The sequence below is a fragment of the Arthrobacter sp. genome (genome assembly GCF_031179385.1).
Classification (GTDB): Bacteria; Actinomycetota; Actinomycetes; order Actinomycetales; family Micrococcaceae; genus Arthrobacter_D.
The window spans coordinates 1-10,669 of record NZ_JAPSHV010000096.1 but is presented as its reverse complement, the minus strand read 5'-3'; the positions used below and the strand labels follow the sequence as shown (position 1 = coordinate 10,669).

The 10,669-nt window shown below is 62.8% G+C and carries 11 protein-coding genes; 4 read left to right on the top strand and 7 right to left on the bottom strand.

Annotated elements, in window-relative coordinates; translation table 11 throughout:
* Positions 1–1,268 (bottom strand): amidohydrolase family protein (locus RIF85_RS12315; RefSeq protein ID WP_309072194.1); only part of this gene is annotated, 1,268 nt, incomplete at its 3' end.
* A gap of 171 nt (positions 1,269–1,439) precedes the next feature.
* On the opposite strand from RIF85_RS12315, the gene RIF85_RS12310 reads away from it, so the two are divergent.
* On the top strand, positions 1,440–2,063 hold the full coding sequence (locus RIF85_RS12310) for a TetR family transcriptional regulator (protein WP_309072193.1): 624 nt from the start codon (positions 1,440–1,442) through the stop codon (positions 2,061–2,063).
* Between the two features lie 28 nt (positions 2,064–2,091).
* Here the strand turns inward: RIF85_RS12310 and RIF85_RS12305 are convergent, their stop codons facing one another.
* From RIF85_RS12305 to RIF85_RS12295, 3 genes are all read right to left on the bottom strand, one after another.
* On the bottom strand, positions 2,092–3,015 hold the full coding sequence (locus RIF85_RS12305) for a formylglycine-generating enzyme family protein (protein WP_375164436.1): 924 nt from the start codon (positions 3,013–3,015) through the stop codon (positions 2,092–2,094).
* A gap of 61 nt (positions 3,016–3,076) precedes the next feature.
* Positions 3,077–3,409 carry a hypothetical protein gene (locus tag RIF85_RS12300; RefSeq protein WP_309072192.1) on the bottom strand — a complete coding sequence of 111 codons (333 nt, stop codon included), beginning with the start codon at positions 3,407–3,409 and terminating at the stop codon, positions 3,077–3,079.
* Between the two features lie 112 nt (positions 3,410–3,521).
* Positions 3,522–5,438 carry a primary-amine oxidase gene (locus RIF85_RS12295; RefSeq protein WP_309072191.1) on the bottom strand — a complete coding sequence of 639 codons (1,917 nt, stop codon included), beginning with the start codon at positions 5,436–5,438 and terminating at the stop codon, positions 3,522–3,524.
* 94 nt (positions 5,439–5,532) lie between these two features.
* On the opposite strand from RIF85_RS12295, the gene RIF85_RS12290 reads away from it, so the two are divergent.
* Positions 5,533–6,120, top strand: coding sequence for a TetR/AcrR family transcriptional regulator (locus RIF85_RS12290; RefSeq protein WP_309072190.1), 588 nt, complete (start codon positions 5,533–5,535; stop codon positions 6,118–6,120).
* A gap of 110 nt (positions 6,121–6,230) precedes the next feature.
* On the opposite strand, the gene RIF85_RS12285 is transcribed toward RIF85_RS12290, so the two are convergent.
* From RIF85_RS12285 to RIF85_RS12275, 3 genes are all read right to left on the bottom strand, one after another.
* Positions 6,231–7,694: an APC family permease gene (locus tag RIF85_RS12285; protein WP_309072189.1), complete on the bottom strand. Its 1,464-nt coding sequence runs from the start codon at positions 7,692–7,694 to the stop codon at positions 6,231–6,233.
* A gap of 111 nt (positions 7,695–7,805) precedes the next feature.
* Positions 7,806–8,624, bottom strand: coding sequence for an SDR family oxidoreductase (locus RIF85_RS12280; protein ID WP_309072188.1), 819 nt, complete (start codon positions 8,622–8,624; stop codon positions 7,806–7,808).
* Positions 8,621–9,271: a TetR/AcrR family transcriptional regulator gene (locus RIF85_RS12275; protein WP_309072187.1), complete on the bottom strand. Its 651-nt coding sequence runs from the start codon at positions 9,269–9,271 to the stop codon at positions 8,621–8,623. The genes RIF85_RS12280 and RIF85_RS12275 overlap by 4 nt, the downstream gene beginning before the upstream one ends.
* An 80-nt stretch (positions 9,272–9,351) precedes the next feature.
* On the opposite strand from RIF85_RS12275, the gene RIF85_RS12270 reads away from it, so the two are divergent.
* Together RIF85_RS12270 and RIF85_RS12265 are read left to right on the top strand one after the other, a co-directional pair.
* Positions 9,352–10,395, top strand: coding sequence for a phosphotransferase (locus RIF85_RS12270; RefSeq protein WP_309072186.1), 1,044 nt, complete (start codon positions 9,352–9,354; stop codon positions 10,393–10,395).
* Positions 10,392–10,669: aminotransferase class III-fold pyridoxal phosphate-dependent enzyme (locus tag RIF85_RS12265; RefSeq protein ID WP_309072185.1), on the top strand; the 278-nt coding region annotated here is incomplete at its 3' end. The genes RIF85_RS12270 and RIF85_RS12265, both read left to right, overlap by 4 nt.

Here is a 10,669-nt window from a genome sequence, read left to right as displayed (position 1 = left end):
GTACTGTAGCCGACCCCATGTGCTGCCAACCGGGGCAGCGACTCGTTGCTGCGGAAGGCGCCGTGGATGATGTAGTGCCGTGCGTCCCGCCCGTCTGCACGCTGTGCGGCGATGATCGCGTCGACGGCTGCCTCGCTGGCCGCATCTCCTGTGGCGTGAATACCTGCCTGGAGGCCGGCGTCGTGAATGAGCCTGACAATTTCATTCAGTTCGGCGATCCGTTCCTGGTCGTTTGCGCCAGCCACCACCATCGATCCGTGACTGCACTGTTCGCCGTAGGGCTCGCTCATCCATGCGGTTCCGCTACGGGGAGTCCCGTCAGCGAACACCTTCACGCCGGCGATGCGCAGTAGCTGGGAGTCGATGCCCCGGCCGGAATACAGATGGTGTAGGCCCGAGGCCAGGCCCTCGCCGACTGCCTGAGCGCTGATGCCGCCTGTGCCCGCAAAGAGCAGGAGCGCATTGATCCGCAATGAGAGCTCACCCGATTCGGCGAGGGAGCCGAGCAGTTCCAGTGACGGGACGGTGCAGGTGCCGTTGAGCAGGGAGGCACCTCCGGGTCCCAGGCCGGGCTCGGTCAGCGATGTGATTCCCTGCGAATGCAGCAGGGTCTGGTACTTGAGAACAGCATCACGCAGAGTCTGTGGAGGAACCTGGGGCATGGCGGTCGTGATGAATTCCATCGCGGCGTCCACGAAGAGTCCGTTGGGCAGGCCTGCGTCAGTTCGTCCGATCACGCCGCCGACGGGTACGCGCGGCTGCTCGGGAACGCCGGCCGCGTCCATGGCGGTGCGGTTGGCGAGCAACTGGTGCCCGGTCTGGTCGAAAGCAACCACGGGGGTTCCCGGCCGGAGGTGCAGCAGAGCCTGGGCTCCTCCTGGTCCGAGGACCACCTGATCCCAACCGTGTGCCCGAACCCAGCCATCTTCCGCTGGTGTCGCAGAGGTCAGCATCGCCGCCACCTCGCCCCAGTTTGCTGCAGCCTTGACGCCGATATCCAGATAACCGAAGTGGACCATTGCCGAGGCGACGAAGTGCAGGTGCGCGTCATTGATTCCAGGAAGGATCGCTCCTCCCTCCGCGTCGATGACCCTGGTCCTCGACGACACGAGTTCATTGAGCTCCGCCCCGCCTACAGCGAGGATACGGCCGTCCCGGACGGCGACGGACGAGGCCGTACCCGAATCGACGACACCGACGCCTTCGGGCACCTGCCCATTGACGACGACGATGTCAGCAGCGGGAGAAGCATACGGGGAGCTCTTCAAGGGGAACCTCCGATGTGATCTGGATTACTCATTCCCTCAAGTATGTCGCATGACTTGGTCACTTGACTAGAACTTTCTTGTAAAATGTATGTAACCCGCCTCAGAGCCCTCGCCTGCGGCGGTGGACGCAGGCAACTGCCTACACTGGTTCGGAAGACCGGAGGGGATGAGATGGCTCGAGTACCGACCGCTGAGCGACGGCTGCAGTTCGTCGAAGCCGCAGCGCGCGTCATTGCCAACGACGGCGTGAATGCCGCAACCACGCGCCGCATCGCGATGGAGGCGGAGGCTCCCCTCGCAGCGCTCCACTATTGCTTCAGGAATAAGGACGAGCTGCTCGAAGAGGTCTACAACTACCTCAGCCGTGACTACGCGAAGACGTTGCGGCCCGTGGAGGACCTCGATGCAGGCCTTGCCCACGTCGTCAGAGCACACGCACACCGTGTCTGGGAACGGATGCTGCGACTGCCGCACGAACAGGTCACCACTTTCGAACTCCTGTTGCGCCGGTTTCGGGTCGAGTCGGACGACGAAGCTCGCGCCCTGGCAATGAACCAATCCATGTACCACGGATGGATCGTGGCCACGCAGGAGCTGTTCGAGTCGGCAGCACGGGCGGCCGGCGAGGAGGTGCCTACGAATCTCGAACTGGTTGCCCGCCTGTTCATCTCCGGCATCGACGGAATCAGCATGCAGCACCTCGCGGATCCGAACCCGGAGCGCTCCCGAAAGCTCGTGGACATGCTGGCCGACAGCATTATCAGCGCATTGGAGTACGCTCCCGTCCACGCCTGAGCCGCCGGCTGGACGTCCGCGAGAATCCTTACCTGGCCGGGGCAACCTGGGCGGTGCGGAAACCACAGTTACTGCTGGCGGAGTCAGGCGAATTGGAGCTTCGCGCTGCAACCCGGTACCGGTTGCAGTACGAGTCGTGGCACAGATAGGAGCCCCCTCGCATCACCCGCCCCTTGCCGATCGTCGGGCCCGCAGGGTCGCTGGGTGGTGAGTTGCGGTAGTACTTGGGGAGGAACCAGTCGTTGCACCACTCCCACACGTTGCCGCTCATCTCATAGAGGCCGTAACCGTTCGGCGGAAAGCTCCGGACCGGAGCGGTGCCAACAAATCCGTCATCCTGTGAGTTTCGCCTGGGGAACTCGCCCTGCCAGATGTTGCACAGGTGCTCGCCGTGCGCTCCCAACAGCTCGTTACCCCAGGGATACCGATGACCTTCCAGTCCGCCGCGGGCCGCATATTCCCACTGTGCCTCCGTTGGCAGCTGCCGCCCAGCCCACCTGCAATACGCCTGGGCATCGTTCCAGGACACCTGTACCACTGGATGATCGGGAATATCCTTCCAACTGGAGTTGGGCCCATAGGGGTGAGCCCAGTCCGCTCCACGGACGTTCCTCCACCAGGGCGTTCCGGCTGCCACCCCCAGGACGTCCTCCGGATCAGCCTGGACCAGAAGGTGAAACACCGCAGAGGTGCCGTACACCTCGGATTCTGTTCGGTACCCTGTCTCCTCCACGAACCGGGCGAAGGAGGTGTTGGTCACTGCGGTGGCGTCGATGGAGAACGCTCTAAGAGTTACCTGATGGACAGGTGTCTCCCCGTCGCCATGGTTACCCTCGTCGAACGAGTCCCCCATATGAAAGGAGCCGGCCGCTAGGTGCACCTGATCGCGGATCGCCGTCGAACCAGGGGAGGAGAAAACGGCTGCGGACCGTTCGGACGCGGACGCGGGCAGGTGAGCGCGCTCAGGAGAACCACAGCAACCCACAGTGCCCTTCCCTTCCGCGTCGGGGTATCTACAGTAGTTGATCGTTCCGGACCAGGGCGGGCTTCGTCCGATGTGCGGCCCGGAGTCGCGCGACAAGCGTCGTCGCGATCAAGGCAAGTGATATCTCGAGCGCGATGATCATCAGGGTCTGCGTCGCCGAAGCTCCCCCGTGAAATGAACGGGATTCGGCACCATGCGCATGTCCTGTCGATGGTGCCGCGAGAATCAACAGCAGATGCAACCCAGCCATTCCAACTGCACATGCTGCAACGTTATGGAGCGCCTTGACCGACGAGGCCTGCCAGATATGCAGCGCGCATGGAAGACAGACCGCCACCATGGCGATCATGAAAAGACTCATCCACCACGGATGGTGCCGGCTTACCGCCCCCCACAAGTGCACGGCGCTCGACAGCAGCACAGCCCCGACGCAGACCCGGGGATGGATATAAAACCCCCGGGTCCCGCCAAGGCTAGCTGTGACAGTGGCCACCAGATGCCTGTGCGGTCGGTGGGACGTCCAGTACGGGGCTCCGGTCGAAGAAACCCTCGGGGCGGAGCTTGAAGCCGACCGTGTCAACAGGCATGATCGGCCAGTCCTCCACCCGGGGGAAGTGCGTCAACCCGAAGGTGTGCCACACGACGAGGTCCTGCCCGTCGAGGTCGCGGTCCTGCGCGACGTACGCCGGCAGACCCGCGCCGCCCGCGTGCTGGTTCACGAAGTCGCCGGTCGGGTAACGCTCTTCCTCGGCGAACCGGGTCACCCACAGGTCTTTAGTGGCGAAGGCGGCGCGCTTGGCGATGGAGGAATTGGGGTCCGCCAACAGTGTCGGCTGACCCTCGGAGTGCAACTTGTAGGCAACCGGCTCGCCGAGGCGGTTGAGGGATTCCGGGTTGGAAATCACCCAGGTGCGGCCGCTGCGTGCATCGCCTTCCCGCACGCCCTCGGACTCTCGGGCGAGCACAGTCCGCTTTCGCGAGAACGCATTACCGCGCGGATTATCCGGGCTCACTGGCTGACGGACGATGTCCTCCTCCTCAACCCTGTTGGCGAAGCCGTCGATCGCCATGTCGAGCCGGGCGCTGAAGAGATGCTGGTGGTAGGGAGCACCAAGTCCCGGTGCGATCTGGGAGATGTTGTCGGAACCCGCCTCCGGGAAGGCCGACGTGAAGACGATCCCGGTCGCCTTGGCTTCGAACTCAATGGTGCCGTCGAGGTAGAGGTACCAGTAGAAGCCGTAATCGTAGTTGCCGATGGTCGTGAAGAAGGAGATGACCAAGCGCCTGTTGCGGCGGGTGTAATTGACACCGGACCACAGGTCGCTGTGCTTGGCGAGGATCCCCCAGTCTTCCTCGTGCATGCAGATACCGTTGCGAATCTCGCGGGGGTTCCCGAACGCGTCACTGATGACAGGGCTGAGGTAGGTGATGTCGCCCAGGCAGTCGCAACCCAGCTCGAGCGAATTGGCGTACTGCCCCACCAGGTACTCGCCCGTATCGAAGTAGTTCTGCCACGACCGGATCGGTGAAGGATCACCGTAGGGCACAACCATCTCAGCGATCGACGCACGGTGAATGACCGGCCGAATCCGGCCCTTGTCGTTGAAAGAGAGGTTATGCAGAACAACGCCTTCGCGAACGTCGAACCCTACGTCGAGGTTCCAGTTCTCCCACTCCACGTGGTTGCCGCCGGTGACGGAGAAGCTGGGCCCCTCCGGCTGGGTGATGCTGATTGGCTTCTGGCTCGTGCGCAACGGACCGGTCAGCTCGGGATCTGTGTAGTTTCCATGCTCCTCCGGTACGGGCATGGGCCCGAGATCCAGTATCTGCGTGACAACCTTCCCGACGACGTCGACGTAAGCCACCAGGCCATCGACGGGGTGCGCCCACGCACTGTCGGTCTCGTGTTCCTGAACGAAAGCCAGGCCGCGCAGGATTCGCTTGCCCTTCTCATCCTCGTACTCGTAGACACCGGCAGAGAGCGGCGCGACACGCACCTTTGCAACGTCCAGGTTCCGGCTGGCGAGAGCTGCAAGCCAGCGTTCGTCGGTGGACAGCAACTCCTCGACGACCTCGAACTCCTCCTCAAGAACGGGCAGTTCTCCCGTGGACCCAGTATCCAACTCGACGTGCGAGAGGACCTTGCCCGTGGTCGTGGAAACCAGGACATCATGGGGGGCCGCACCGGAGACGTCGTGAATGAAGATGCGGAATCGCCGGCCTTCCTCGCCATTGCCGGCGTGACGACTGGGATCGACCAGCCCAAGGTACGCGATTCTCTTGGATGAGCCCAGAAAATCGTGGTCGCGGAGGATGCGCTGCACCTCAAGAATCTCATCGGCGCTGGCCAGCGCGTATGAATTTTCGGTGGCTATGGGTGACATGGTCATTGGATCTTCCTCGGTCCGCTGGTTTTTCTATGGTTGTAGAATAAACCGAGAGTAAGGTGGATCACAAGGGTTCCGCAAAAAAGGAGTTTGGAGTTTGCCGAAGATCGTGGACCACGACCAGCGTCGGCTGGAACTGGTGGATGCAACCTGGCGGATCATCGCCCGCGACGGTATTGAAGGCGCTACCATGCGGGACATTGCACTGGAGGCAGGCTTCTCGAACGGAGCGTTGAAGCCATACTTCCCCACAAAGGATGATCTACTCACCTTCGCGTTTCGCCACGTCTTCAACCGCACCAACGAACGGATAGCCCTCACTACCTTCAACCGCTCCGGGCTGGCTGCCATTCGTGCGTTCGGACTCGAAGTTCTGCCGGTGGATGACGAGAAAATCAGTGAAGCCCGGATCGTCATCGCGTTCTGGCAGAAGGCTGTTACTGACGTAGACAAAGCGTCAATCCATCAGCAGTCGATGGAGCAGTGGCGGTTCGCGCTGCTCCGCCACCTCTCAGAGGCTCGCCAGGTTGGATCGGTGACAACAGGCGTGGAGGATTCCGTCGTGGCCGAACAACTGATGAACTTGTTCCTCGGCGCCCAGGTCACCGCTGCCCTCTCGCCGGCACACGACGAACTGCCGTCGTACAGTGCACAGCTCGATGGACTTCTCGCGAACCTATCCTGAGAGTCTCCCGGCGTCGAAAAACCATGAAGAGAGTCCTTCAAGGACTTTGCAGAAGTGCCGCACGAATGCCAAGCGGCCGGCACCATGGAAAGTGCCGGCCGCTCAGTCGATTAGTGCCTCGTTGTGGAAACAGGATCGGGGTCGAACCGCTCCAGGTCACTTTCCAGTCGGCCGTAGACTTCGGGCCGATTCTTGCGCAGGTAAGCGCCGTAGACAACGCCTGCCACGACGGCGAGCGCGAGAAGCCACGGGAGGATCGTGACGTACCACGCCTCCGACCCTGCCAGCACGGAGAAGTTCAGGACTGCCATGGTGCAGATTCCGAGGAGTCCCAGGAAACCCAGTCCGGGTGCCACGAAGGTCTTCCCCCAGCGGGCGTCGCCACGGCGTCGGAAGTACACAACGACAGCGAGCGCGGCGGCCATCTGCAGGACCAGGATGCACAGGGTGCCGAAGCCGATCATGACGGGGACGAGCGTGGTGATCGCATCGAGTCCGAACAAGGCGAAGAGACCAGCAACGACGAGGGCGAACCCCGCGTTGACCATGAGCGCGTTCTGAGGCACACCGTTCTCACGTGTGCGTGACAGGCTGGCAGGAAGCACACCCGCCCGGCCCAGCGAGAACAGGTAGCGGGATGCCACGTTGTGGAAGGCCAACTGCGCGGCGAACAGGCTGACTACGAGCAATATCAGGACCGCAATGAGCATGAACGGCCCGAGGTACTGGTCGACGAGCACGAGTACGAGGTCCCCGGTCTCCAGACTGGCGAGAGCTGTCTCCTGGGCGTTCTGCACCCCGACAGCACTGACGATCGCCCACACGGTGATGGCGTGGATGAGGCCGACGATCACAATGGCGGCGTACGTTGCGCGTGGGATGGTGCGGTGCGGGTCCTTCGCCTCTTCGCTGAACAGCGACGTCGCCTCGAAACCGAGGAATGCGGTCGCGGCAAGGAGAAGGCCGACGCCTAATGACCCGCTCAGAATGACGTCTGTGCTGAAGACCTCCAGGCTGAATCCCGTCTGGACGAGCACGGAGACGCTGAACACGAGAAGGATAAGAACTTCGAGTACAAGCGCAATTCCCAGCACGACGGCGCTGAGCTCGATGCCGCCACGCGCGAGCAGGAAGGCAATGACCATGACTACTACACCGGCGAGGTACCAGTGGATGTCGAGGCCGGTGATCTGTGCGATCACGATACTCGTGAAGAAGCCTGCCGTGCCTACGGCCCCTGCAACGAAGAAGTTGTAGCCCAGCGTTGCAATGAAGCCTGCGATGAGGCCTGCCGTCTTGCCGAGGCCTTTGACGATGAAGGCGTAGAAGCCGCTCGCATTGGCCAGCTCCCGCGACATCTGCGCATAGCCGACGGCGAATAGAAGGAGCGTGATCGCGACGAGGACGAATGCGACTACCACACCGCCCCCATTGCCGAGGGCGATCGCCAGCGCAGCGACAACAATTGCAACGGTGAGCGGTGCGACGGCCGCGAGGACCAGGAAGACCACGCCCGGAACTCCGAGTTGGTTCGGAGCGAGGTGGCCGCTGGTGTTTTGCTCTGGTGCAGTCATTTCAGAGATCTCCCAGTGGTTGAGTGTGATCTCAAGTGTGAGGAAATAGTGCCCTCAGCGGTTGACCAACAGCGAACGGTCTTGGTCCCTCAGCGCACGCCTGACCCGCCGTCACATCCCGGCGTGGGCGAACGCCGTGGTGGGAACGTCGACGCTCGTCGCACCGCCGTCGACCGGGATAACGGCTCCCGAGACGTACGAGGCGGCGGGGGACGCGAGGAAAAGGGTTACCTCCGCGACCTCCGAGGGCTCTGCCGGGCGGCCAAGCGGAACATCGGCCGTCACGGCGGTGTACGCACTCTCTCGACCGTCGAGTCCCGCCTGGGTCGCAAACTCGTCCATCTCGGAGTCCGCCATCGGTGTCCGCACCCAACCGGGACATATAGCGTTGGCCCGCACGCCGTGGACTCCGTAGTCACGAGCGATCGACCGGGTGAGGCCGATGAGCGCGTGCTTCGCTGTGGTGTACCCGATAGTGCTCGGCCCGGCCGCGAGACCGGCGAGTGAGGAGACGACGACGATTGAGCCCCGTGCCGCCTTCAGCGCCTCAATCGACGCGCGGGCGAAGACGAACGCCGAGTCAAGGTTGGAGCGCATGCTCGCCGCCCACGCTTCGTCCGTCGTCTCATCCAGGGCCGCGAAGCCGTGACCACCGGCGTTCGCGATGAATGCGTCGAGCCTGCCGAAATGTTCGAGCACGGTGGCGACGGCAGCGGCGGCGTCCCTGGAGTCCGCCGCATCGGCGACTATCGGCAGCGCTCCTGTACGGCGGGCGACATCCTCAAGAGGCCCTTGCCGTCGCCCGATCACCGCGACACGCCAGCCGGCGGCGACAAAGCGCTCGGCAATGGCTGCACCTATTCCGGTGCCACCGCCGGTTACCGCGACCACACGGTCAGTGGATTGTTCCCTGCCTGGTGCCTCAGTCATCGTTGTTCACTCTCAGTCGTCGTCGGGCTTTCAGGCGTCGTCGGAATTGCGCTCGGTCCAAGCGCCCGCAATCCCTTGAGGATTGTCCAGACCGATGTGACGAAACGCTCACAGAGTTCCGGGTTCTGCGCCGCGGCAACTCCGGCATCGCGCAGGCTCGATACGAGCAGGGTAGCGAGGGTTTCTGGCTCGGCATCGGCTGGCAGCTCGCCCGCTGCCTGGGCTGTCGCCAGCTCAGTTCGAATGTCATCGAAGTAGCTTTGCGCGCCTACTCCACGCTCGGAGCGAAAACCGAGGAGGCTGGGCCCAGAGACACTGTAGAAGCTGCCCAGATTGGTTGAACTTGAGAACTCAAGCATGGTGCGGGCGTAACTGGCGATGCGGGCGTCCCATCCGACGGTTTGTGTTGCCCGCTCCCGCGCCAGCTCGATCAAAGACTCCCCTGCGCGGAAGTATGCAGCTCTTAGGACACCATCGCGACCATCGGGAAAGTGGGAGTAGATGGTGGATCGTGACGTGCCGCAGGCCGCGCAGATTCGTTCGATGGTTGCAGCCTCCACGCCCTCTTCACTGACGAGCTGGAGGGTGGTAGCGGCCAGTTCGGCACGCACATGATCCCGACGTCGCTCTTTCAAAGTTGTCGTCATCTTGCTCCAATCAGAATTTGATTCTGGAAAGTAGAACCAGAGTATGGGACAGTGGGGTTACTGTCCACGACGGGAGAATCATGCATATCAAAGACGCACATGACATCGCACGGGCTGCGCTCGCCCCCTTCGGGCTGGACCCGGACTCCCGCGTCGAATTCATCAAGTATCGGGAGAATCACGTCTTCCGTGCCATCGATTCCACCGGCAGTTCGACCGCGATCCGACTTCATCGGCCGGGCTACCGTGACGAAGAAGAACTACGTTCCGAGTTCGAATTCCTCCGTGCGCTGCGCGACGCGGGAGTCGAGGTCCCGGAGGTTATCCCCACTCTCGACGGCGACCTGTTCACTCTGGTGCAGGTCGGGGAACACAGCCGACAGGTCTCTGCACAGCGCTGGGTCGAGGACGCTTCCCCCTTCGGAGATATCGAGTCCGTACTTGCAGGACGACACAATCCCGAACCCGCCGCCTTCGCGCAGATCGGCGCGCTGCTGGGCCGCCTCCATGCCGCAGCAGTCAGGATGGGCATCCCCGCCGGCTTCCGCCGTTCGGCCTGGGACGCAGCCGGCTTGGCTGGACCATCACCGCTCTGGGGAGACCCGCGCCTCCTTACTTCCCTGACGACCGAGGAGCGGGATGCGGTGGACAGGGCACTTCCTGCGCTCCATGAACAGCTTTCCGCACTGCCGACGGACAGTTCGGTGTTCGGCATCATCCACGCCGACGCAAGCCCCGAGAACCTCCTCGAAACTGCGCACGGCGTTGTGCTCATAGACTTCGACGACTTTGGCACCGGCTGGTTTGTTTTCGACCTTGTGACCGCGATCTTCCACCACGCACTACATCCCCGCTACCTCGATTATGAGCAGGCCCTCATTGCCGGCTACACGCAGGAACGTCCCCTCAGCAAGGATGAGATCGCGGTTTGGGACGCCTTCATGCTTGCCCGAGGGCTCACCTACCTCGCATGGGCAGCAGAACGACCGGGAGATCCCGCGTCTGACTTCGTGGCAGCCAATGTCGCACCGTGGGTCGCCCAACTCGCCGACACCTATGACCGCGGACAGGCCTCGCCATGGCGCCGACCCGCAATTGCGTCCCCAGGAAAGGACTCACAGTGAGCAACTCAGCACTTCTGGCCCGCCGCTTCGCGACGATCGGGCGTCACTCGCCCCTCTTCTACGAGGAACCAATCCACCTCGTTCAGGGATCCGGCGTGTGGCTCACCGACGTCACGGGCCGCCGCTACCTTGATGCCTACAACAACGTTCCGCACGTCGGGCACGCCCACCCCCGCGTCGTTGAAGCACTTCGAGCTCAAGCCTCGACCCTGAACATCCACACGCGCTACCTCAACGAGCGCGTCGTGGAATACGCGGAGGAACTCCTGGCCCG

What these genes read in the sequence shown, in the direction of transcription:
- RIF85_RS12295 (WP_309072191.1), bottom strand. Translation starts at nt 5,438, where the DNA reads ATGACCATGTCACCCATAGCCACCGAAAATTCATACGCGCTGGCCAGC.
- RIF85_RS12300 (WP_309072192.1), bottom strand. Translation starts at nt 3,409, where the DNA reads ATGAGTCTTTTCATGATCGCCATGGTGGCGGTCTGTCTTCCATGCGCG.
- RIF85_RS12280 (WP_309072188.1), bottom strand. Translation starts at nt 8,624, where the DNA reads ATGACTGAGGCACCAGGCAGGGAACAATCCACTGACCGTGTGGTCGCG.
- RIF85_RS12270 (WP_309072186.1), top strand. Translation starts at nt 9,352, where the DNA reads ATGCATATCAAAGACGCACATGACATCGCACGGGCTGCGCTCGCCCCC.
- RIF85_RS12285 (WP_309072189.1), bottom strand. Translation starts at nt 7,694, where the DNA reads ATGACTGCACCAGAGCAAAACACCAGCGGCCACCTCGCTCCGAACCAA.
- RIF85_RS12275 (WP_309072187.1), bottom strand. Translation starts at nt 9,271, where the DNA reads ATGACGACAACTTTGAAAGAGCGACGTCGGGATCATGTGCGTGCCGAA.
- RIF85_RS12310 (WP_309072193.1), top strand. Translation starts at nt 1,440, where the DNA reads ATGGCTCGAGTACCGACCGCTGAGCGACGGCTGCAGTTCGTCGAAGCC.